We start from the raw sequence: 23,094 nt of genomic DNA, 5'->3' as shown, positions 1-23,094 counted from the left end.
CAGAGTTTTGGCAAAATGCCATTAGTCAGGCGTTTTGCGTGCCGAAGTTTTTATAGGATGAAGGGTCGATGAGTAAAGTCAGTGTATTGGTGGTGGATGACGCCTCGTTTATCCGCGACCTGGTGAAGAAGTGCCTGCGCAACTACTTCCCCGGGATCAAGCTTGAAGATGCGGTAAACGGCAAGAAGGCCCAGACCATCCTGATGCGCGAGAGCTTCGACCTGGTGCTGTGCGACTGGGAAATGCCGGAGATGTCCGGCCTGGAGCTGTTGACCTGGTGCCGTGAGCAACCGCACCTCAAGGCCATGCCGTTTGTGATGGTGACCAGCCGTGGCGACAAAGAGAACGTGGTCCAGGCGATCCAGGCCGGGGTATCCGGTTACGTCAGCAAACCGTTTACCAACGAGCAACTGCTGAACAAGGTCAAGCAGGCCCTCCACAAGGTCGGTCGCCTCGACGCCCTGGTCGCCAGCGCGCCGACCAAGATGAACTCGGCCTTCGGCAATGATTCCCTGAGCGCCCTGACCGGTGGCAAGCCCGAAGCCGTACGTGCAGCCCCCGTTGCTGCGGCTGCGGCTGCGCCAAGCAAAGGCCTGCTTAACAACGCCCCGCCGGTCCAAGCGCCAGGCGCTGCGCCCGCTGGCGGCCGTGGCCAGGGCCAGTTGCGCCTGTCCAGCGGCACCCAGCAATGCGTGATCAAGGCACTGAGCATCAAGGAAGCGCTGCTGGTGGTGCGTCGAGGTGAGGTCCTGCCTCAGGTACTGGAAAGTGCCGTGCTCGACCTGGAACAGGGCGACAACGCCGAGGTGGCGCGTCTCAACGGCTACCTGCACGCCATCGTCGCCTTCGAACCCAAGCCGGACAGTGACTGGCTGCAACTGACCTTCCGCTTTATCGACCAGGATGCGCAGAAGCTCGACTATATCTCTCGCCTGATTGCGCGCGGTACGGCGCAGAAGCATTTTGTGCCGGGGGCCTGACCTTCAGTCCGAAGGGGCGTGCCCCGGGATTGTCATGATCCCTTGCTAGCTTGCTGTTCATTCACTCCGGCAGGTTCGCGCCATGCTCCTTCGCCTTTTGCTGTCCTGCATGTTGGCCTTGGTCGCCAATTCGACCCAGGCCATGACCCTGTACAGATCCACCGATGCCAACGGCATGGTGTTTTTCAGCGATCGGCAAACCCCCGGCGCCCAGGCGTTCGTGATCCAGGAACGTAGGGTCGAGCGCGTACAGCCGCCGGTACTCTACAGGCCAAAACCCGTTTACCCGCAACAAGCCTACCGTTACCCCTTGCCCTGGCGTGGCGGTCCGTTCCGCCTGACCCAAGGCCCCAACGGCAGTTTCAGTCACACCGACGCCAAAAGCCGCTACGCCATGGACATCGCCATGCCCGAAGGCACGCCGATCATCGCGGCACGCAGCGGTGTGGTGGTGAAAATCGAGAATAGCCAGATCGGACGCGGCAACGATGCGTCAGGCAATTTCGTGCGCGTGCAGCACGATGACGGCACCCAGGGCGTGTACCTGCACCTCAAGCAAGGCTCGGTCAGTGTCAGGCCGGGGCAGCGTGTGGCGGTGGGCAGCGCACTGGGGTTGTCGGGCAATACCGGCAACAGCAGCGGGCCGCACCTGCACTTTGTGGTGCAACAGAGTACCGCGGCCGGGCTGGTGTCGATTCCTTACGAATTCAACCAGCCGGTCGGGACATTGCCCAATTTTGCATTGGGCAATTGAGGGTCAATCCAGCAGCAGGACCTTGGCCAGCACGATCTTCGGCCCTTTCATCTTCTTGATGATGATCCGCAAGCCTTCAACCTCCAGCACTTCTTCCTCTTCCGGCACGCGCTTGAGGGTGTCGTAGATCAGCCCTGCGAGGGTTTCGGCCTCGATGTGGTCCAGGTCGACGCCCAACAGGCGTTCCACCTTGAACAGCGGCGTATCGCCCCGTACCAGCAGTTTGCCGGGCTGGTAGGCGAGGATGCCGCGCTCGGCCTTGCGGTGTTCGTCCTGGATATCGCCCACCAGCACTTCCAGCACGTCTTCCATGGTCAGGTAGCCGATGATCTTGCCGTCGGCTTCTTCCACCAGGGCAAAGTGCGCGCCGCCTTTGCGGAACTGCTCCAGCAACTGCGATAACGGCATGTGCCGCGACACACGTTCCAGCGGGCGGGTCAGCTCGGCCAGGTTGAACGATTCGGGGATGTGGTCCAGGGCCGCCAGTTCCAGCAGCAGGTCCTTGATGTGCAAAAGCCCGACAAACTCGTTGCGCACCGCGTCATACACCGGATAGCGGCTGAATTTATGGCGGCGGAACAGCGCGAGGATTTCCTTGAGCGGGGCGTTGAAGTCCAGGGTCACCAGGTCTTCACGGGAGTTGGCCCAGTCCACCACTTCCAGCTCGCCCATCTCCACGGCCGAGGCCAGTACGCGCATGCCTTGGTCGCTCGGGTCCTGGCCACGGCTGGAGTGCAGGATCAGCTTGAGCTCTTCGCGGCTGTAATGGTGTTCGTGGTGCGGGCCGGGTTCGCCTTGGCCGGCGATGCGCAGGATCGCGTTGGCGCTGGCGTTGAGCAGGTAGATCGCCGGGTACATGGCCCAGTAGAACAGGTACAGCGGCACCGCCGTCCACAGTGACAGCAGTTCGGGCTTGCGAATGGCCCAAGACTTGGGCGCCAGTTCACCGACCACGATGTGCAGGTAGGAAATCACGAAGAACGCGGCAAAGAACGACACGCCCTTGATCACTTCCGGCGATTCGACGCCTGCGGCGCCCAGCAGCGGTTCGAGGATGTGCGCGAACGCCGGCTCACCGACCCAGCCCAGGCCCAGGGAGGCCAGGGTGATACCCAGCTGGCAGGCCGACAGGTAGGCGTCGAGCTGGCTGTGCACGGTACGCAGGATCTGCCCACGCCAGCCGTTGGTGTGGGCGATGGCCTCGACCCGGGTCGAGCGCAGCTTGACCATGGCAAATTCCGCCGCAACGAAAAAACCGTTGAGCAGTACCAGGATCAGAGCAAAAAGAATCATGCCGAAATCGGCGAAGAGTGTGGCGAGGGTGATACCAGGGGAAGGGTCCATGATTGGGTTTTGCAGGTTCCGTGTGTTCAATAAGGGGTGACAGAAGGGCCTGAAAGGCAGGCACAAGTCGGCCAATGTAGCGGCTGACGGGGCGCTTGCCTAGTGGTTGCCGCCGGGTGGGGTGTGGAATGCCTTATTCGAAACAGCACAATTCCAATTGTGGGAGGGGGCTTGCTCCCGATAGCAGTGTGTCAGTCAGCATATCTGATACTGATGCACTGCTATCGGGAGCAAGCCCCCCCCACATTTGGTTTTGTGCTGTGTTTGAGTTATTCGTCATTTCCGACGAGCCGCGAACGGGTCATCTGCCCTTGCGGAAAGTGGCAGGTGAACGTACTGCCATGCCCCAGCACACTGCTGATTTCCAGGCGTGCGCGGTGGCGCAGCAGCACATGCTTGACGATGGCCAGGCCCAGCCCGGTGCCGCCGGTGTTGGAGTTGCGGCTGGAATCGACGCGGTAGAAACGCTCGGTCAGGCGCGGCAGATGCTTGGCGTCGATGCCGATGCCGGAGTCCTGCACGCTCAGGTGTGCGCCTTGCTCGTCGGCCCACCAGCGGATGCGGATAGTGCCCTTGTCCTGGGTGTACTTCACCGCGTTGAACACCAGGTTGGAGAACGCGCTGCGCAATTCGCCTTCGCTGCCTTTGAGCAACACCTGCGGGTCGGCATCCAGGCTGATCTGCTGCCCGCGCTCGCCCGACAGGGCCTTGGCGTCATTCTTGATGGTCTGCAACAGGCTCTGGACGGCTACCGGTTGGTTGTCCGATGGATAATCCGTGGCCTCGAGCTTGGCCAGCAACAGCAAGTCGTTGAGCAGGGTCTGCATGCGTGAACCCTGCTGCTGCATTTGCTGCAGGGCACGGCTCCAGCGTGGGTTGATCTCCTCGACGTTGTCCAGCAGCGTCTCCAGGTAGCCGCAGATCACCGTCAAGGGCGTGCGCAGTTCGTGGGAGACGTTGGCAACGAAGTCTTTGCGCATCTGCTCCAGCTGATGGATGCGGGTTACGTCGCGCACCAGCATCAGGTGTTCGTTGTTGCCGTAGCGGGTCAGGTACAGCTGGATGCGCACGCGGTCGTTGGTGGGCGAGGGGATTTCCAGCGCTTCTTCGTAGTTGTCCTGCTCGAAGTATTCCTTGAAGCGCGGGTGACGCACCAGGTTGGTTACCGGCTGGCCGCTGTCCTGGGGCGTCTTGAGGCCCAGCAGGGTCTCGGCGGCGCGGTTCCACCACTCCAGGTTGCCGTCGCTGTCGAGCATGATCACCGCGTCCTTGAGCGCAGCGGTGGACTCCTGCACTCGGTCGATCACGGCTTGCAGGCGCCCGCGTACCCGTTGGTCGCGGCGTTGCAGGTGGTAGATGCTGTCGAACACCTCACCCCACAGGCCGTAGCCATCGGGCGGTGCTTCATCGGGTTTGTGCTGGCGCAGCCATTCATGCAGGCGCAGCAATTGCTTGAGGGTCCAGCCCAGGTACAGGCCGATACCGATGGCCAGGCTCCAGCCGTAATAGCCGCTGACCAGGCCCACCAACAGGCAGGCGGTGATCAACAGGAGCATGTGGCGGATCAGGGTGCCATGCCAGTTCTGGTTCACTTAAACATGCGTCCTTGTCAGCTGTTAAGGAAGGAAAGTGACTGGCTCAGCCCTTGGTGGAGAACCGGTAGCCGGTGCCGCGCACGGTTTGTACCAGATTCTCGTAGGCATCGCCCAAGGCTTTGCGCAGGCGACGGATATGCACGTCGACGGTGCGTTCCTCGACATACACGTTGCCGCCCCACACCTGGTCCAGCAACTGGCCACGGGTATAGGCACGCTCCTGGTGGGTCATGAAGAACTGCAGCAGGCGGTATTCGGTCGGGCCCATCTCGGCCGGCTTGCCGTCGATGGTCACGCGGTGGCTGATCGGGTCCAGCAGCAGGCCACCGACTTCGATAGGTGCTTCGCCATCGGTCGGGCCGGCACGGCGCAGCACGGCTTTCAGGCGCGCTACCAGTTCTCGTGGGGAAAACGGCTTGGTGATGTAGTCATCGGCGCCGACTTCCAGGCCCTGGATCTTGTTGTCCTCTTCGCCCTTGGCGGTGAGCATGATGATCGGGATATCCCCGGTCAGCTCATCGCGCTTGAGGCGGCGGGCCAGTTCGATGCCGGAGGTGCCGGGCAGCATCCAGTCCAGCAGGATCAGGTCCGGCTTGCGGTCGACGATAATGGCATGGGCCTGCTGGGAGTTCTCCGCCTCCAGGCAGTCATAGCCGGCCATTTCCAACGCAACGGCGATCATCTCGCGGATGGGCGCTTCGTCGTCAACAATCAGAATGCTCCTGCCAACCATGCTCGAAAATCCTCTTGTCATTTAACTGTCTTGCGCCGCATTAGATAACGGAATTATTGCAGTCGTGTGACAGTAATTTAGTCGCTCGGGCAATTCGGGGCACTCTGGACTACGCTTTGGGTCCGAATCCTGACAACCACAAAAGGAAGGTTCCGATGACTCACAGTACTTTTTCCTGGAAGGCCCTGCTGGTCACGGCGGCGTTGACGCTGCCGACACTGGCATTCGCGGCGGAGCCGGCGATGACCCAGAACGGCCTGTTAGTGGATCACAGCGGGAAGACCCTTTACACCTTCGACAAGGACGCCGATGGCAAGTCAGTGTGCAAGGACCAGTGCGCGACCAACTGGCCGCCGCTGAAAGCGGAGTCTACCGACAAATCAATGGGCGATTGGACCGTGATCACCCGTGATGACCAGACCAGTCAATGGGCCTACAAAGGCAAACCTGTCTACACCTACAAGGATGACCACAAGGCCGGCGACAAGAGCGGTGATGGCAAGGGTGGGGCATGGCATGTGATCAAGCCCTGATTTCGCGGCGCTGCTGAAACCATCGGGGGCTTGCCCCCGATGAGGCCCGGCTAGACACTGCAAAAACCTTAGCGAAACGCGTAATCCGCCACAATCCCGACAAAAATCGCCAACCCGGCCCAGTGGTTGTGCAAAAACGCCTTGAAGCATTTCATCCGGTCCCTGTCGCGGGTGTACCAGAACTCCCAGGCAAAGCAGCCTGCCGCCGCCAGCAGCCCCAGGTGGAACCATCCCCCCAGCTCAAACCGTGCGCCGGCCAGCAACAGGCACAGCAGCGCCAGGCCTTGCAGGGTCAGGATGATCACGCGGTCGGCATCGCCGAACAGAATGGCGGTGGACTTGACGCCGATCTTCAAGTCGTCGTCGCGGTCGGTCATCGCGTAATAGGTGTCATAGGCCACTGTCCACAGCAGATTGGCTATATAGAGCAGCCAGGCGGTAGCGGGCAGGTGGCCGGTTTCGGCGGTGAATGCCATTGGCATACCCCAGGAAAACGCCGCGCCCAACACCACCTGGGGGTAATAGGTGTAGCGCTTCATGAACGGGTAGCTGACCGCCAGTGCCAGGCCGCCCAGCGATAACCAGATGGTGGTGGCGTTGGTCAGCAGCACCAGCAGGAAGCTGATCAGCATCAGTACCGCAAAGAACACCAGGGCCTCTTTCGAACTGATCCTGCCGCTAGCCAGCGGGCGTTGCGCGGTGCGTTTCACGTGGCCATCGACCTTGCGGTCCGCCCAGTCATTGATGACACAACCGGCAGCGCGAGTCAGCGTCACGCCCAGCACAAAAATCACGATGTTGGCCAGGGACGGCGAGCCCTTGCCGGCGATCCACAGCGCCCACAGCGTCGGCCACAGCAGCAGGTAGATGCCGATGGGCTTGTCCATGCGGGTCAACTGAATGAAATCCCAGGCCCTGGGGTGCAGGCGGTTCAAGGATTTGAGCAGACGTTGATACATCAGCAGTTCTCCGGATGGTCATGTAGCGCGTGCCAGAAAGCCGGCAGGAAGACTTCCGCTACCAGCACGCTCAGCGGCCCGCGATCGAAGCGTGAGCGGCGCGCCCACAGCCCGTCTGCCTGGTCCGTGGTGGGCAACCATTGGCGAGGGTAATGGCACACCTCGATGGCCTGGCGGGTGAACGCGCGGTCGCAAAACAGCAATTCGCCGAGGGAGCGGCTGCCCAATTCGTCCATCTGCAAGCCGTCGCCCTGCAACGCACTGCGCGCCGCCACACTGCGGGCGAACACCCAGGGTTGGCCATGCCCGCGCAAATACACCTCGCGCACCCAACCGATACTGGCCGGTGGCATGCGCAGCGCCGCGCATTCATCATCGCGCAGCGGCTGCCAGCCTTCGAACAGCGGTGTCACGCTGAAGCCATCGTGGGACAGCCACGTCAGCCGGCGGGTCAGCGAGCCTTCGTCGAACAGCCAGTTCAGGGTCAAGGGCGCGGGCGCAGGGCTCAGGAGGCTCTGGGTCAACCATTGGCAAGCATCGGGAAGGGCGATTGAGTGCGGCACGGTGCGTCAGTATTGGCAGCAAAAGAGGCGGCGAGCTTACCATGGCGTCCTGATCTTTTGCCGGGCCGGCCCGGCGCCTTGCGTCGATCGAGCTTGCATCTGTCGGCCCCGATCAGTACAAAACGCCCTGAGCCGCGCGGCAACGCTGGATCCATCGACCGCCGGCCAACCTGCCTGGACCCTGAGGAAGCAAGTAAATGAAGAAGTGGCAATGTGTAGTCTGCGGCCTGATCTATGACGAAAAAGACGGCTGGCCGGATGATGGTATCGCTCCGGGCACCCTGTGGCAGGACGTACCGGAAGACTGGCTGTGCCCGGACTGCGGCGTCGGCAAAATGGATTTCGAAATGATCGAAATCGGCTAATTTTCAGTTTCAGAGACGTACTACAAGGAGAACGGAATGAACGCACCTGTCGTGATCATCGGCACAGGATTGGCCGGTTACAACGTGGCCCGGGAGTTTCGCAAGCTCGACAGCGAGACCCCATTGCTGCTGATCACCGCGGATGACGGGCGCTCCTACTCCAAGCCCATGCTCTCCACCGGCTTTGGCAAGAACAAGGAAGCCGATGGCCTGAGCATGGCCGAACCCGGCGCCATGGCCGAGCAACTCAAGGCCGAAGTGCGCACCCACACCCGTGTCAGCGGCATCGACCCCGGCCACAAGCGCCTGTGGATCGGTGAAGAAGCGGTGGCCTATCGTGATCTGGTCCTGGCCTGGGGCGCAGAAACCGTGCGTGTCCCCGTCGAAGGCGATGCGGCTGAGCTGGTTTTTCCGATCAATGACCTCGAAGATTACGCCCGCTTTCGCGCTGCTGCGGCCGGCAAGCGCCGCGTGCTGCTGCTCGGCGCCGGCCTGATCGGCTGTGAATTCGCCAACGACCTGATCCTCGGCGGTTATGAAATCGACCTGGTGGCGCCGTGCGAGCAAGTCATGCCGACCCTGCTGCACCCGGCGGCGGCCGCAGCGGTACAGGCCGGCCTGGAAGGGCTGGGGGCGCGTTTCCACCTGGGCCCTGTGCTCAACCGCCTGCAACGCAGCGCTGACGGCCTGGAAGCGCATTTGTCGGACGGTGAAGTGGTGCACTGCGACCTGGTGGTCTCGGCCATCGGCCTGCGCCCGCGTGTCGACCTGGCCGCCGCCGCCGGCCTGCAGACCAACCGCGGGATCATGGTGGACCGCCACCTCAAGACCTCCCACGCCAATATCTACGCCCTGGGCGACTGCGCCGAGGTCGATGGCCTCAACCTGCTGTACGTCATGCCGCTGATGAGCTGCGCCCGTGCCCTGGCCCAGACCCTGGCCGGCAATGCCACAGCTGTCAGCTATGGCCCGATGCCGGTCACCGTGAAAACCCCGGTCTGCCCGCTGGTGGTTTCGCCACCGCCACGGGGCACCGAAGGGGTGTGGAGCGTCGAAGGCCAGGGCGCCGACATCAAGGCCCTGTGCCGCGACGCCAGCGGCCGCCTGCTGGGTTATGCGCTGACCGGCAGCGCCGTGATGGAAAAACTTGCCCTCAACAAAGAACTTCCGCCGTTGCTGGCGTAAATACCGGTCGTTCTGTCGGAATAAGCACGTTTTTCCCCCGAGAAAGGTCGCCGCGAGACTGGCGGAGCGTGCGAGGGCATGCCATCCTCACTCCCGTCTGCCGCAGAGTAGAGCCTGCGGCGCTTTGGGCGCTGCTCCACAGACGAGCAGCACGGACATAACAACAAAAAACCGTCAAAGAGGCTTCACATATGCGTAAACCAGAACTCGCAGCCGCCATCGCTGAAAAAGCGGATCTCACCAAAGAACAGGCCAACCGCGTCCTCAACGCCGTTCTCGAAGAAATCACCGGCGCCCTGCACCGCAAGGACAGCGTGACCCTGGTGGGCTTCGGCACCTTCCTGCAACGCCACCGTGGCGCCCGCACCGGCAAAAACCCGCAAACCGGTGAGCCTGTGAAGATCAAGGCGAGCAACACCGTTGCGTTCAAGCCGGGCAAGTCGCTTAAAGACACCGTTAACGCGTAAGCAGTGCCGTCTCGACAGGGGGCGGGGTGGTAGGAAAATGGGCACGCCGACTGGGTCGGGTGCCCTTTTTTTGTTGATGATGTCAGCTTTTAGCTGGAGGGGCTGATGTCTTGTGCAGCGAGATAAAGGACTTCACATGCGCGTCACTTTTCGGTACGCAGCTTGGATAAGCTTTTGCTTGGACATCAGACACGGGGCTGTCATTACCTAGGATATCGATTTTCTTCAGGTCCCCGGGAACCCCGTAGATGAAGTAGAAACCTTCGATATTCTGGGCTTTGTAGCCAGGCTCTGAGGCGATGATTCTCCACTCCCCCGAGTTTTTTTTATCAAACAGCCCGTAGCTGTTCAGTAGTATCGGGTGTGATACGCGTTTGGCATCCGTCAATTGTTGCTCTGAGATAATAGGTTCGGCGGAAAAGAAGTCCAGAATCTCGGCGCAGTGACCTTCGTCCATGGTGGACAGTACTCGTCCAAAACCGAAGGTATCTTCCGTGAACTTGAAGCAAAAAATATCGCCAGGCTTGATAGCGCGAAGCATCGTCCGGGGCTTTTTATCCCAGCCAAAAAACGTTAGGGCATTCATGAGCACTTTCCTCCCTTGCCAATGAGGCTGGATTTTTTTCGGTTATAGGCGTCTTGGAAGTACTGATGCCTGTCCCGAGCGCGAGTTGTATTGTCGTGATCGAAGGAATTGTATTTATTTCCCCTGTTGCTTTGGGAGGTTGCGGCGCCTATTTCACCTGTCCTTGTCCCGTAGCGTTCTATGTATGCCTGCTCATAACCCCTGGCTTCGCCGTATGTGACATTTTTCTCAATGCGCCGCAGACCTGTGGTGCTGTCGTCTTTCGTCAATCGGCCTGAGGCCTCATGTTCACTCGTTCTGCGCGCAATGTCGTTGGTTATCCCGACGTAGTAAGGATCACCCACCGTATTTCCATGGATATCCAGGTCGTATAGACCGTACACGTGGTAGCCCGGGGCATTGGCAGGTGTGAGTCCAAGCGGGTCTACATAGCTGATCGGGTTCCTGGCATAGGTGTAGAGATTGAGTCCCCCTTTCAGGCCAATGGGGTCCGGAGTGGTAAATCGGCCGATGTCAGGGTCGTAAAAGCGGAAAGTGTTGTAGTGCAACCCAGTTTCTCTGTCCAGATATTGACCCTGGAATCTGAGATTCTGGTCTTCAATGTAATAGGGCTCTCGAACCTCTTTAACGGCATTACCCCAGACTCGGTATTGCGCTTCCCAGACGATATGCCCGTCTGTCTCAGTCAACACCTCAGGCAGTCCATTCAAGTCGTTGTGGTAATAGCGGACTTTGGCCAACGCACCGACGCCGTCTACCCTGGCTAGTGGCTGATAGTCGTCGCCCTCATAGAGATAAAGGCTGGACTGATTGTTACGGTGTTCCTGCAGCAATTGCAGGCAGCCCCACGTGAATCGTGTCTCCCCGAGCAGGTAGCCATTGCTGTCGTGCTCGCTCTTGCTGATCCTGCGACCCACTGGGTCATAGCGCATGCGTACGACAGTCTCACCGGTACTGCCCTGATTTCTGACTTCAATCAGGCGATGCTCGGCGTCGTAGCTCAGGCGCTGAATGCCTCGGGCGGCACTGCGTTTTTCAATCACTCTGCCAAAACCATCGTAACGATATCGCTTGTCCTGATAAGTCAGCAGTTGGTTATGCACCACCAGGCCGGCACCAGCGATGGGGCTATCGAGAAGGTTTGCGGCGGCGTCATAGGCAAAGGTTTCGTTTTGCCCGTAGAGGTTGTCCTGGCTAGCAATGATTCGTTGGGTGGCGTCATAGTGCAACAACTTGCGGTGATGGCCACTGGCGTGCTGATCCGTGCGGCCAATCAAATTGTCCCCTGGGTCGTACTCAAAGTGTCGCCCGTCACCTGCCCTGAGCGGTGACAGTTGCTCGGCAAGGCTGCGTTTACGTGAGCGAAGTCGACCACTGCGATCGTACTCGCTACGGGTGATGAGACTGCCCTGAGTGCGCGATATTTCGCGATGCAGACGGTCACGTTCAAAGTCGCTGATAACTCGGCCATCTAGATTGATCTGGTGTAGATGCCCGCTGCCGTAATACAGACGATTGACCCAGGCGCCGTCAGGCAACTGCGTTTGGATCAGATTGCCCAACTCGTCATAGCTATGGCGCAACGTCCCTGCGGTGTTGTGTTCTTCTTTCAGTTGGCCCAATGCGTCGTAGACAAAATTCAGTGTCTGCACATTTTCGGCGTTATCAGTCATGGTGACCGTAGTCAATCGGTTGACTGCGTCATACTGATATTCCGTGCGAGCATCGTCTGTCGTTTTGGTAATGAGTCTCCCAACGGCATCGCGCTCCAGATTATGAACAATGGGCAGGACCGGCTGGTTTAATACCAGCGCAAGACCGCTGCCGTGGGGCGCGGGAATGGCTTCAACCGCAGAGACCTTGTCCAACGCCCCATAGTGGTAGCGGCGTATGCTGCCATCAAGGTTGTGCTGTTCAGTCAATCTGTCGCCAGCGTCCCATATGAATCGATAGCTTTCGGCGTTTTCATTGGTCAGTGCTGTTAGTCGACCGTAGATGTCGTAGCTGAAAAACACCTGTCGCCCATGTGCATCCGTACGTTGACGGACTTGTCCGCGACGATTGTGCCGGTAATACGTGGTGTGCCCATCGGGATCCGTGAAGCCCTGTAACTGACCACTGGCGTCACGATGATAATGGGCGCGACGCCCGTCCGGTAACTGGCTGCTGAGCAAGCGACCCTGTATGTCATAGTTGAATTGGGTACGCTCCCCGAGCGCATCAATGATGGTTTGGAGGAAACCTCGTTCATCGTAGCTGTATCGGGTCGAGTAGCCAGAACAATCGACACGCTCTATGAGTTGCCCCAAGGCACTCCACCGGAGTTTTTTGCTTTTACCGATTGCATCGATGATTTCTACGACTTGACCACGGTTGTCATAGCGATACTGGGTAATGTTGCCGAGTGGATCGGTTTCGCGAGTGCAGTTACCGCGCTGGTCGTACTGGTATCTCCAGCTGTGTCCTCCTGCATCAGTCTCCACCACCGGCAATGCCCAATGCTCAAGCCATATTGATGACGGTCTGCGACCAAGCGGGTCGACTTCGCCAATCAAATTGCCGGAATCATCGTAGCTGCAGGTATACCGCCCCCCTTCAGGGTCGGTTGCACTCAGTAATTGGCGTTCGTCGTTCCACTCGAACAGCCAGGTCTGTTCGAGGTTGTCGGTATACGAAATGATCTGGTGCTGAGCGTTCCACACTCTTATGCTGGTGCGCGCCGAGCTGTCGGTGATGCATGTAACGCCAGCATCCAAATCATAGGTGAAATGGTATTCATCTCCCTCATCTGTCCAGTGACGAACGACACGCCATTCAACACCTCCGACTAATCCCCATTCGTAGAAACAGCATAGGCCGGTGGGTAGTTGGTGTTCGACCATCCGCCGACTGACGTCGTACGCGAAGCGCCGACTGGTGTGTCCCGAAGCGTCGCGGACCTCTGTCAAGTCGCCGACAGCGTCGTATCCATAGCTCGCTAGCGTCTCTCGATGTTGATCGGGATAGAGCCGCTCTATCCGGATGACGCGGCCCTGCTCCTGGATCAGCTCTACCTGTACTTGATCAAAGGTATCGCGCAGTCGTATCAGTTGCCCTGCTTGGTCATAGTCGAGGTAGATACGGTTGTCGTTCCGGTCGCCGAATTGACTTAACCGCAATACATGGGCCTCGTCGGCGGTGGTGTCAAAGAGGCGATACAGCCCGTTGTTGCTTTCGATCAACAATTGCCCGTTACGGTGCCTTCGGATGTTTAAGCCCTCACCCGGACTGAACATCGCGTAACCTGGAGGGATAGAACCGAGGTTGATGCGCCGGCCCTGTTCGTCGGTGTAAATCAGCTCCTCGCCACCCTCCGGGTGCGACAAGATTTCGACGCGGATTTCATAAGGCACACTCCAGCCTGCGCCAAACATCCCGTCTCGGCGCTCATCCCGACTGTTGTAGAATCGTTGCCAATCAATCGGCAACACGCCCGGCAATACGAAGTCCAGTTCCGTATCGCCACCCAACACCTTCGCCCCCGTCGCTGCATGTACCGGGTTGGGAGAGCCCATCGTCGCATTGGCCGCAGCGCCCATAGCCTGGCTGACCGCATACGACGTCACCCCGCTGAGCAACATGCACGGCAAATTACTCAGTGTTTTGCCTCTGGCGCCTTTGAGCATCATCAACGCTTCAATCGCCAACCCAACGCCTGGGGTTTTCCCGCTGCGAATCTCCTGTACCACCACCGTACCGCCGCCAATCGTGACATTCGGCGAGATCAGGCCCGAGGACACTACCGTCGCGTCGCACATGCTGCGGTCACCACTGCGCACGGCGGGCTGGCCGTTGATGGTGACTTTGTCGGAACCCTCCGCCAGAAGTTGCGGGGGCATCGGCGGATGACGGGCGCACAGGACCATATCGGTGAGGGCTGGAACGACACCAGGCGCGGGCGTGGCGACGGTCGGCCGCCATAGCTGCGAGAAGAAGCCCTCGGCCATATCCAGGAAGCCAGGTTCGGCTTGTGGCGCGATGTCGGGTTCCGGCGGCGGGATTTCAAGCTCCGTGCCTGCGGGCGCCACATGCGAGGGAATGGAGCCTGCCGCACGCGCAGCGGGGATGCTATTGACGAAAGTGTCGGTCGAGCCTACCGCAATCGTGGCTTCCACCACCGGTGGAAACAGCGCGTTGGCGAAACTCTCGCACATTTTACTGAGGCCCTTGTCGGCCCCCGTCTTGCTCATGGCCATGCCGACGACAATGCCGACTACCGCGCCGAGGATGCAGCCACCAATGCCGGCAGTAGCGACCGTCACACCAATCGCCGCCGCCACCGCAGCAGTCGCCAGAGCAGTGATCGCCACGTTGGCCGCCACCTCCAGCACACCGCCGAGGATGTCGGCCATCATCGAAGTGTGGGAGAGCGCATCGCCCATCCGGGCCGCCCATAACGCGTCAGACATGCAGGCAGCTCATCAGGAAACAGCGTCGAACGACAGCGAGTTTTTGATCAGGGCCCAGTGCGCCGCCTCGGCATCCCCCAGCGTGTCCGCCTTCACATAACTCAAGGCGAGCATCTTGCGCGTGCCCGGTATCACCAGCGCCAACTGATACTGGAATACCTTGTCATTGCCCTTGTTGAATTGGCTGCGCAGCTCGATGCCTTCCACCTCCTGCGCGGCGCCCAAACGCACGTCCACACCCGGTTGATAGCGTAAATCCTGCACCTGTTTTTCCAGGCGCTGGAGCTGGTCGTTGAAGTTGCTGTGCAGGGTTTCGCCGTCGGCCAACAGGCTGCGGCTGACGATCAGGGATGTGCCCAACTCCGGGAACTTGAGGATATTGATCGTCGCGTCCTGCAACTCACTGGCGGGCAGTTGAAACTGGAATTCGTTGATTCGGTACGTCATGGCAAACGGGTCTCGTCAGGAGCTTTTAGGTGCGGGGAAGGCGGCTTTGATATTGGCGTCGATGGCGCCTTTCTGGCCTTGGCCGTCGGGCGTGGCACCAGGGCCGCCGCCGTTGTTCAGGTGCAGCACGCCGCCGGTATTGAACTCGGCATCGCCGCTGGCATAGAAGCTGATGTTCACGCCGGTCAGGTTGATCTGCCCACTGGCGTTGAGCTCGAGGATGCTTTCACCGCAGACCAGGCGCAGATTTTCGCCCACTTCGATGACGTAGCTCTGGCTGATGCTGTCGGTCTTTCTCTGGCCCACCGAGAGGATGTCTTCCTGCTTGACGATGCGCAGGCGGTTGTTGCCGATGGTCACCGTCTCGTTATGGCCGATACTTTTATTGCGGTCGTGCCCGACGGAATGACTTTCGTCCACCTCGACAACAATGTCCTGGTTACGCTCGGCATGGATATACAACTGCTCCAACCCCTTCTTGTCCTCCATGCGGATTTCATTGAAGTTGGCCGGCGTGCCGCCCTTGCTGGAGCGACTCTTCATGCCGCTCTGGGTCGCATTTTCCGGCAGGTCGTAGGGCACCGTCTGCTCGGCGTTGTACACCCGCCCCGTAATGATCGGGCGGTCCGGATCACCTTCGAGAAAGCTGACAATCACTTCCTGGCCGATCCGTGGAATCTGCATCGAGCCCCAGTTCTTGCCGGCCCAGGATTGCGACACGCGGATCCAGCACGAGCTGTTTTCGTTGGATTGGTCGTGGCGGTCCCAGTAGAAGTGCACCTTTACGCGGCCGTACTGGTCGGTCCAGATTTCCTCGCCTTTGGGGCCAACCACCAATGCCGTCTGCGGGCCTTTGACGATGGGGCGGTGGGTGGTAGCCAGCGGGCGGAAGCTTTGCTGGGCGTCGATGCAGGTCAGGCTGCTTTCGAACTGCGCCGAACCCGAACCGCCGCCGCTTTCCAGGCTTTCCTGGACGATGTAGTAGCGGCAGCCGACGATCAGGTATTCGCGGTTCTGGTCCTGGCGGCTGAAGCCGGTGAGGCTGAACAGGTGTCCGGAACCCAGGCCACGGGCATTGCCGGCGAACTCGACCTGTTCATGCAGGGTTTGCAGGGCTTCGATGCGGGTGCGCGCGTAGTGTTCGCCGTCGGCGCTTTGCACGTAGGTGCCGGGGTAGTCGTACAGCGGGTAGTCGCCGGCGGTATGCGGGCGCGGCATGGCCGAGCGCACGTCGATGCTGGCGCTGGGGCGCTGGAAGTCGTAGTCGTTGAGCTCCAGCGAGCCCGGCTGAACCTCCTGCGCCAGGTGCCAGTTGTGCATGTGGTCGCGTTCGCGCTGCTGCTCGTCCTTGGGGTAATACGGGATCGACGCATAGCCCGGCACCGTGGTGTGGGCGCCATAGGCGTCGGCCAGCACCAGCACATGGCGGTCCTGTTCATGGCGGAAGAAGTAGTAGATGCCTTCCTGTTCCATCAGGCGGCTGACGAAATCGAAGCTGGTCTCGCGGTACTGCACGCAGTATTCCCACTCGCGGTACGGCCGGCTCAGGGCGTCTTCGAAGTCGGAAAACCCCAGGTCGCGGAACACCTGCTTGATGATCTGCGGGATGCTCAGGTTCTGGAAAATCCGGCAGTCCGAGGTGCGAGTCAGCAGCCAGAACCACGGGCGCAGCGTCACCTGGTAACTGGCGAACTGGCCCTGGTCGATGTTCTGGCTGCAGCGCGCGACGATGCCGTGGAAGTGACGCTCACCGCCGTCCGCCAGTTGCACGCCCACGCTCATGGGCTTGCCGAGCAACTGGTTGAGGTCGATGTTGGCGTCCAGGGACGTCAGTTGCAGTTCATAGTTGAACAGGCGGCCCAGCTCTTCGCCGCCGCCCATTTCATTGAGCAGCAGCACATCCGGCCCGAGGGGGCTGGTGATCTTGGCCAGGCGTGAGGCTTGGTTGAATAGCATCGGTTAACCTGTAAATGACTAAATAACTGACGGAACCGGTTCGAAATGTGGGAGGGGGCAAGCCCCCTCCCACATTTAAACCGCATTCCAACAGTCGTTATTCGGCGTCGCTGAAGTCGTAATGCAGCTCGTTATCCCGGCTGCTGATGCGCACACCGGCCAATGCCTTGCCTTCGAGCATGCGCGTGAGGAATTCACGGCTCATGTCCGGCAGCAGGCTATTGGTCAGGATGGTGTCGATCATGCGCCCGCCGCTTTCGGTCTCGGTGCAGCGCGAGACGATCAGGTCGACCACCGCGTCGTCGTAGTCGAAAGCAACCTTGTGCGTATTCTCCACGCGCTTTTTGATGCGGTTGAGTTGCAGGCGGGTGATCGCCTTGAGCATCTCGTCGCTCAGCGGGTAGTACGGGATCGTCACCAGGCGGCCGAGCAAGGCGGGCGGGAAGATCTCCAGCAGCGGCTGGCGCAGGGCCTTGGCGATTTCTTCCGGCTCGGGGATGTTCGCCGGGTCCTTGCAGACCTGGGAAATCAGCTCGGTACCGGCGTTGGTGGTCAACAGGATCAGGGTGTTCTTGAAGTCGATCACCCGGCCTTCACCGTCTTCCATCACGCCCTTGTCGAACACCTGGAAGAAGATTTCATGCACGTCCGGGTGGGCTTTTTCCACCTCGTCCAGCAGCACCACGCTGTAGGGCTTGCGCCGCACCGCTTCAGTCAGCACGCCGCCTTCGCCGTAGCCGATATAGCCCGGTGGCGCGCCCTTGAGGGTGGACACCGTGTGGGCTTCCTGGAACTCGCTCATGTTGATGGTGATCACGTTCTGCTCGCCGCCGTACATGGCTTCGGCCAGGGCCAGGGCGGTTTCGGTCTTGCCCACGCCGGAGGTGCCGGCCAGCATGAACACGCCAATCGGCTTGCTCGGGTTGTCGAGGCCGGCGCGGGAGGTCTGGATGCGCTTGGCGATCATCTGCAGGGCGTGGTCCTGGCCGATGATGCGTTTTTTCAGGTGCTGGTCGAGGTTGAGCACGGTTTCCAGTTCGTTGCGGGCCATGCGGCCCACCGGGATACCGGTCCAGTCGGCGACCACCGAGGCCACGGCCTGGTAATCCACGGTCGGCAGGATCAACGGGGTTTCGCCTTGCAGCGCGGTGAGGCGCTGTTGCAGGTCGACCAGTTGTGCGCGCAATTCATCGTTGCCGCTGTCCACGACGCCGGCCTTTTCGCGCAGGGTTGCACGGGTGGCGAGCAGCTCATCCACCAGGGCTTTCTCTTCGGCCCAGCGGCTTTCCAGGGTCGCCAGGCGCTCACGCTCGGCGCTTAACAGGGCTTCGCTGTTGCTCTGGCGCGCACCAATGGCAATGCCGATGGCATGCTCGCGGGCGATGATTTGCAGCTCGGTTTCCAGGGCTTCGATGCGGCGGCGGCTGTCGTCCACTTCGGCCGGCACCGCGTGCAGGCTGATGGCGACGCGGGCACAGGCGGTGTCCAGCAGGCTCACGGATTTATCCGGCAACTGACGCGCCGGGATATAGCGGTGGGACAGCTTCACCGAGGCTTCCAGGGCTTCGTCGAGGATCTGTACCTGGTGGTGCTTCTCCATGGTCGAGGCCACGCCGCGCATCATCAGCAGCGCCTTGTCTTCCGACGGCTCGGCCACTTGTACCACCTGGAAGCGGCGGGTCAGGGCCGGGTCTTTCTCGATGTGCTTCTTGTACTCGGCCCAGGTCGTCGCGGCCACGGTACGCAGGGTGCCACGGGCCAGGGCCGGCTTGAGCAGGTTGGCCGCATCACCGGTACCGGCAGCGCCACCGGCACCCACCAGGGTGTGGGCTTCGTCGATAAACAGGATGATCGGCTTGGGCGAGGCCTGGACGTCTTCGATGACCTGGCGCAGGCGCTGTTCGAACTCGCCTTTCATGCTTGCGCCGGCTTGCAGCAGGCCCACGTCGAGGCTGCGCAGTTCAACATCCTTGAGTGCGGGCGGCACGTCACCGGCGACGATGCGCAGGGCAAAACCTTCGACCACGGCGGTCTTGCCCACACCTGCCTCACCGGTGAGGATCGGGTTGTTCTGGCGGCGGCGCATGAGGATGTCCACCAATTGGCGGATCTCTTCGTCACGGCCCACGATTGGGTCGAGCTTGCCGCTGCGCGCTTGTTCGGTGAGGTCGACGGTGAAGCGCTTGAGGGCTTCCTGTTTGCCCATCGCACTCGGTGCCATGGCGCCGCTGGCCTCGCCCGGCACGGCGCCGGCATTGAAACCGTCGCTGGCAGTCAGGGCGTTTTCCGGCGAATCACCGACGTATTCGTCAAACCGCTCGCTCAGGGCTTCGGCCTTGATCTTGTCGAACTCCGAGGACAAGCCCAGCAGCGCATGGCGCAGGCTTGGCGTCTTGAGGATGCCCAGCACCAGGTAGCCGGTGCGCACCTGGCTTTCGCCGAACATCAGGCTGCCGTACACCCAGCCGCGCTCTACCGCCTCTTCCACGTGGGACGACAAGTCGGTGATCGACGTCGAGCCACGCGGCAGGCGGTCCAGGGCTTCGGTGAGGTCTCGGGCCAGGCGCGCCGGCTCGACGTTGAACTGGCGGATGATGCGGTGCAGGTCCGAGTCCTGCAGTTGCAGCAACTGGTGGAACCAGTGGGCCAGTTCCACGTACGGGTTGCCCCGCAGCTTGCAGAACACGGTGGCGGCTTCGATGGCCTTGTAGGCCACGCTGTTGAGTTTGCCGAACAGTGCGGCGCGACTGATTTCACCCATGCTCTGGATTCCTTGAGGTGGTGGCTTGATCGGCGTAATGCCGGGCCAGGATTAGGTCGTTGGCATCAACCGCAGGGCAGCCGAGCCAGGTGTTGAAGCCCAGACGGAACTGGCCATTGAGTTGCAGCGCCGGTACTTCGGGTTGTTGCAGAACCAGGTTCAAGTCCCAGTCCAATTCATGGCCCAGGTACTCGGCCACCCACGCCACCAGCTCGTTGAACGGCTGGCTGCCGGGCAGCATGCCCATGTAGTCGTCCAACTTGAGCGGGCCCAGGCGGATGCGGAATTTATGCTGGCGGTCCCACACGTGGCTGCCCAGGCAGAAGTCCACCCCCAACTGGTGGGCGCTCACGCCTACGCGGCTGCGCTCGGGCAGTTCCAGCCATTGGCCGACGTATTCTTCGATCTCCACCGGCAGGCCGAAATACTCGCCGAGGATCGCCTTCAAACCGTCCGGGTAGCGGGTTTGTGCCGACAGGTGGCCGCTGTAATGCAGCTTCGCCGTGTCCGGAATCAGCCCCTGGTTAAGCAGGCTCGGCATGCCCCGGCCACTCAAGGCCGCGAGGCGTGCGGACCAGTAGTCATCGTCCGGGCGATCGTGGCTGACCGTCGGCCGCGCCTCGGCCCAGGCCCGGTAAAACAGGCTCAGCAGGCGGTGGTGGAACACGTCCAGGAACTGCTTGCTGGTGCTGTCGGCGTTGTTGCGCTGGCGCTCGCGTACGTACTCGGTGATATGCAGCGGCAACGGACCGTTGGGGCCACCCAGGCCGAAGAAGAACTGTTCCAGCCGCGCCGGTTTGCCGTCGCCGCCGGGATCGACCGAGGCCAGGGTGGCCGGGGCGAAGGTGCAATCGGCCTGTTGCCCCAGGCGCAACGGGTCATCCGCCAGGCGCAGGGAGTGGCCCAGGCGCGGCAGTTCGGGCGATTCGCACTCGATACGCCGCAACGCCTGGAAGAAATCGTATTCCCAGGGCTCCTGATGCATCGCATCCAACGTACTCACAGGGTCGGACGACGCCCGGGCTTGGCTTTCCATCGCATGATCTCGCCGCGTTCGGTGGTACGGATCACCGTCTCGGTAAAACTGTTGATCGACACGTAGCGTGCCAGGAAGCGCTCCAGCACCGCACCGAGCAGGAACACGCCGGTGCCGCGAAACGCGTTTTCATCGAACTCCAAGGTAATTTCCAGGCCGCGGCCAAACACAATCGGGCCGGGCATCGGCAGGCGCCGGGTAACGGCCTTGCTGCTGACATCGCGCAAGCCTTCGATCTGCAATTGCAGGGCCGCGTCGTTGCTGTCGCCATACAGGCGCAGCAGTTCGCGCAATGCCGCCGCGCCCTGGCCTTGCTCGCTCAGGGACAAATAGTTGAGCGACAGCTGGCTGATCAGGCGCCAGGCCTTGGCGTCATGGGCATGGCTGGCGCGTGGGCGGCTTGGCCCGGCGACGCAACGCACGGATAACACCGGCGCGCTGTCGGCCAGGGTGAAGTCGGTCTTGCCGTTGCCCACGCTCATGAACAACGGCAGGTCGCGGTTGGTGCACAGCGCGGTCACGCCGAGTTGGCGCAGGTCGTGGCGATACGGCGCCTGGCGGCTGTCGACCAGGCTGACAAAGGTTTCGCTGCCCACATAGGTGGAGCGCGGGCCGTTGCGGCGCTGGTCGCTGGACAGCACCCGCGGCTCGCGGCGCACGGTGTAGTACGCCTGGTCGCGGCCATAACGGGATGGATCGCGGACCGCATAGAACGGCAAAAAGGGCTGCTCTGGCCCGGTGCCATGGCCGGTGATGCCGCTCAACGAATGAATTTCGAAATCCATCGGCCGCGTGCGGTCGGCAATCACGTGGTGCTCGTTGACCCGGTCGGACAAGTGGATGCGGTCCACGCGCTTGGGGAACAGGTTGATCGCCGGGGTGCAGAACGGCAGGAACTGCGCCGCGCCGACGCTGCCTTCCAGGCTTGGCTCGTGACGGTCGAACAGCACGATCAGCTCCAGCTCCTGGCCGTCGCAACGCTTGACCGCGCGGCTCAGCTCGGCGAATTCGACGAACAGGAAGCGGTGGGGCAGGGCGAAGTATTCCTGCAACAGGCGATAGCCCTGGAAGGCCCGCGCGACCACCGGCATGGCCGCATCGGCATCATCGAAACCCCGCGAACGCAGCGCGTCCTGGGGCAGGCGTTCGACCCAATCGCCACCGGGCTTGCGCGCAAACACCGCGCAGGCGTTGCCCAGCAGTTGTTCGTAAAGGCGGAACGGCTGCTCGTCGGCACCGCTGAGGTACAGGGGCAGGTTGTCCAAGTCGAGGCTGTTGAACGGCAATTCGGCGCCGGTGCGCAGGGTCAGGCGCAAGCCGGCCTTGGCTTTCGGCTCGCTGGCGGCCAGGCGCCCGAGCACGGCGGCAGGGTTGCCGAAGTACTCGGCGTTGCTCACCTGCAACGGCCACAACGTCACCGGATGCGCGGTGCGGTACTCGCAGCAGGTCTGGGTTTCGCGGCCCAGGGCGGCGCGCAACACGGTGTCGCGCGGCAGCGGGAAGCCGCTGGCCAGGGAGCCTTCGTCGGGGTCGGTGTGCAATTGCACCACGGTCATCGATGGCGTCGGCGCCAGGTAGTGCGGGTAGGCGATTTCCAGCAGGTTGTGGGTGAAGGTCGGGTACTCGGCGTCGAGTTTGAGCTGTACGCGGGCAGTGAGGTAGGCAAAGCCCTCAAGCAGGCGTTCGACGTACGGGTCGGCGCAGTCCATACCGGACAGGGTCAGCCGACTGGCGATCTTCGGGTATTCCTTGGCGAACTCCGCCGCGCTTTCGCGCACGTGGTGCAGTTCCTGGTTGTACAGCTCCAGCAGGCGCGGGTTCATGGGCGCCTCCGCTGGTCGGCATTCACCACGCGCACATGGCCGGATTCCAGGTCGAGGTCGGTTTGCAGCAACAGGCGCAAGGGCACCGGCTGTGCCCACAGGTCGCCTTCGATCTCGAAAGTCAGGGCGTTGTGATTCATCTCGCCATGGCCGACGTGGGCCTTCACCCGCAGGGTATGGCGCAGGATGCGCGGTTCAAAGGTGGCAATCGCCTGGTAGATCAGGGCTTCCAGGGCCTTGATGTCGACGCTGGAAACGCTGTTGCCGGCCAGCGCCGGCAGGCCGTAATTGACCACCGAGGTACCGGCCTGTGTGTGCAGCGTGGCATCGGCATCGAGCAACGACGTGGTATTGAGCAGCCACGCCAGGTCGCGCAGCACCGAGGCTTTCAATTGGGTCAGGGACAGCACGCGTTTATCGGCGCTTTCCTTGGGATTGGTTGGGTCATCGTCGGTCAACCGGTCCAGCAGGGACGGTTGCAGACGGTCGCGGGAAGCGATTTCAGTTACCACCAAAGCAGCTCCACGGACGGGTTGCGAGAGGGACAAAAGGCTTGTGG

The 23,094-nt window shown here is 61.3% G+C and carries 19 protein-coding genes; 6 read left to right on the top strand and 13 right to left on the bottom strand.

Features of this window, described 5'->3' with window-relative positions:
* Positions 1 to 68: 68 nt before the first annotated feature.
* Complete coding sequence (locus J3D60_RS20840) at positions 69 to 980, top strand: response regulator (RefSeq protein WP_065937963.1); 912 nt, start codon at positions 69 to 71, stop codon at positions 978 to 980.
* An 82-nt stretch (positions 981 to 1,062) separates the two neighbouring features.
* Positions 1,063 to 1,734 (top strand): M23 family metallopeptidase, encoded by a 672-nt coding sequence (locus J3D60_RS20835; RefSeq protein WP_253492643.1) that lies wholly within the window; start codon positions 1,063 to 1,065, stop codon positions 1,732 to 1,734.
* Positions 1,735 to 1,737: 3 nt separating this feature from the next.
* Here J3D60_RS20835 and J3D60_RS20830 read toward each other — a convergent pair whose 3' ends face one another.
* From J3D60_RS20830 to phoB, 3 genes are all read right to left on the bottom strand, one after another.
* Complete coding sequence (locus tag J3D60_RS20830; RefSeq protein WP_027608251.1) at positions 1,738 to 3,078, bottom strand: hemolysin family protein; 1,341 nt, start codon at positions 3,076 to 3,078, stop codon at positions 1,738 to 1,740.
* 269 nt (positions 3,079 to 3,347) lie between these two features.
* The gene (phoR, locus tag J3D60_RS20825) at positions 3,348 to 4,634 is read right to left on the bottom strand and encodes a phosphate regulon sensor histidine kinase PhoR (protein ID WP_253494026.1); all 1,287 of its coding nucleotides are present in this window, start codon (positions 4,632 to 4,634) and stop codon (positions 3,348 to 3,350) included.
* A gap of 82 nt (positions 4,635 to 4,716) precedes the next feature.
* A complete protein-coding gene (gene phoB / locus J3D60_RS20820; RefSeq protein ID WP_003176964.1) occupies positions 4,717 to 5,406 on the bottom strand; it encodes a phosphate regulon transcriptional regulator PhoB in 690 nt (229 codons plus the stop codon).
* A 155-nt stretch (positions 5,407 to 5,561) separates the two neighbouring features.
* Here phoB and J3D60_RS20815 point away from each other — a divergent pair, with 155 nt between their 5' ends.
* The gene (locus tag J3D60_RS20815) at positions 5,562 to 5,939 is read left to right on the top strand and encodes a hypothetical protein (protein ID WP_027608253.1); all 378 of its coding nucleotides are present in this window, start codon (positions 5,562 to 5,564) and stop codon (positions 5,937 to 5,939) included.
* Between the two features lie 68 nt (positions 5,940 to 6,007).
* Here J3D60_RS20815 and ubiA read toward each other — a convergent pair whose 3' ends face one another.
* Positions 6,008 to 6,898 (bottom strand): 4-hydroxybenzoate octaprenyltransferase, encoded by an 891-nt coding sequence (gene ubiA / locus J3D60_RS20810; RefSeq protein WP_108573466.1) that lies wholly within the window; start codon positions 6,896 to 6,898, stop codon positions 6,008 to 6,010.
* Positions 6,898 to 7,461, bottom strand: coding sequence for a chorismate lyase (locus J3D60_RS20805; protein ID WP_115485451.1), 564 nt, complete (start codon positions 7,459 to 7,461; stop codon positions 6,898 to 6,900). Before J3D60_RS20805 ends, ubiA begins: the two co-directional genes overlap by 1 nt.
* Positions 7,462 to 7,658: 197 nt before the next feature.
* On the opposite strand from J3D60_RS20805, the gene J3D60_RS20800 reads away from it, so the two are divergent.
* The 3 genes from J3D60_RS20800 to J3D60_RS20790 all read left to right on the top strand — a co-directional run bounded on the left by J3D60_RS20800 (position 7,659) and on the right by J3D60_RS20790 (position 9,478).
* Positions 7,659 to 7,826, top strand: a complete 168-nt coding sequence (locus J3D60_RS20800; protein WP_003213373.1) for a rubredoxin — start codon at positions 7,659 to 7,661, stop codon at positions 7,824 to 7,826.
* Between the two features lie 36 nt (positions 7,827 to 7,862).
* Positions 7,863 to 9,011, top strand: coding sequence for an NAD(P)/FAD-dependent oxidoreductase (locus tag J3D60_RS20795; protein WP_141156322.1), 1,149 nt, complete (start codon positions 7,863 to 7,865; stop codon positions 9,009 to 9,011).
* A 191-nt stretch (positions 9,012 to 9,202) separates the two neighbouring features.
* Positions 9,203 to 9,478, top strand: a complete 276-nt coding sequence (locus tag J3D60_RS20790) for an HU family DNA-binding protein (RefSeq protein ID WP_003176958.1) — start codon at positions 9,203 to 9,205, stop codon at positions 9,476 to 9,478.
* A gap of 82 nt (positions 9,479 to 9,560) precedes the next feature.
* Here J3D60_RS20790 and J3D60_RS20785 read toward each other — a convergent pair whose 3' ends face one another.
* The 8 genes from J3D60_RS20785 to tssE all read right to left on the bottom strand — a co-directional run bounded on the left by J3D60_RS20785 (position 9,561) and on the right by tssE (position 23,047).
* Positions 9,561 to 10,064 carry an Imm26 family immunity protein gene (locus J3D60_RS20785; protein ID WP_065937969.1) on the bottom strand — a complete coding sequence of 168 codons (504 nt, stop codon included), beginning with the start codon at positions 10,062 to 10,064 and terminating at the stop codon, positions 9,561 to 9,563.
* On the bottom strand, positions 10,061 to 14,512 hold the full coding sequence (locus tag J3D60_RS20780; RefSeq protein WP_253492641.1) for an RHS repeat-associated core domain-containing protein: 4,452 nt from the start codon (positions 14,510 to 14,512) through the stop codon (positions 10,061 to 10,063). Before J3D60_RS20780 ends, J3D60_RS20785 begins: the two co-directional genes overlap by 4 nt.
* Positions 14,513 to 14,524: 12 nt before the next feature.
* The gene (locus J3D60_RS20775; protein WP_065937970.1) at positions 14,525 to 14,959 is read right to left on the bottom strand and encodes a DcrB-related protein; all 435 of its coding nucleotides are present in this window, start codon (positions 14,957 to 14,959) and stop codon (positions 14,525 to 14,527) included.
* Between the two features lie 15 nt (positions 14,960 to 14,974).
* Complete coding sequence (locus J3D60_RS20770) at positions 14,975 to 16,915, bottom strand: type VI secretion system Vgr family protein (protein ID WP_065926737.1); 1,941 nt, start codon at positions 16,913 to 16,915, stop codon at positions 14,975 to 14,977.
* Between the two features lie 97 nt (positions 16,916 to 17,012).
* Entirely contained in the window at positions 17,013 to 19,676 is a 2,664-nt protein-coding gene (gene tssH / locus J3D60_RS20765; protein WP_065937971.1) for a type VI secretion system ATPase TssH, read from the bottom strand.
* Entirely contained in the window at positions 19,669 to 20,712 is a 1,044-nt protein-coding gene (gene tssG / locus J3D60_RS20760) for a type VI secretion system baseplate subunit TssG (protein ID WP_027608261.1), read from the bottom strand. Before tssG ends, tssH begins: the two co-directional genes overlap by 8 nt.
* On the bottom strand, positions 20,676 to 22,535 hold the full coding sequence (tssF, locus tag J3D60_RS20755; RefSeq protein ID WP_065937972.1) for a type VI secretion system baseplate subunit TssF: 1,860 nt from the start codon (positions 22,533 to 22,535) through the stop codon (positions 20,676 to 20,678). Before tssF ends, tssG begins: the two co-directional genes overlap by 37 nt.
* Positions 22,532 to 23,047: a type VI secretion system baseplate subunit TssE gene (gene tssE, locus J3D60_RS20750; RefSeq protein WP_253492640.1), complete on the bottom strand. Its 516-nt coding sequence runs from the start codon at positions 23,045 to 23,047 to the stop codon at positions 22,532 to 22,534. Before tssE ends, tssF begins: the two co-directional genes overlap by 4 nt.
* Positions 23,048 to 23,094 lie beyond the last annotated feature (47 nt).

This window comes from Pseudomonas sp. S3E17 (genome assembly GCF_024168685.1).
GTDB lineage: Bacteria > Pseudomonadota > Gammaproteobacteria > Pseudomonadales > Pseudomonadaceae > Aquipseudomonas > Aquipseudomonas marginalis.
The sequence above is the reverse complement of the archived record's forward strand: the minus strand, read 5'-3'. Positions and strand labels throughout refer to the sequence as shown.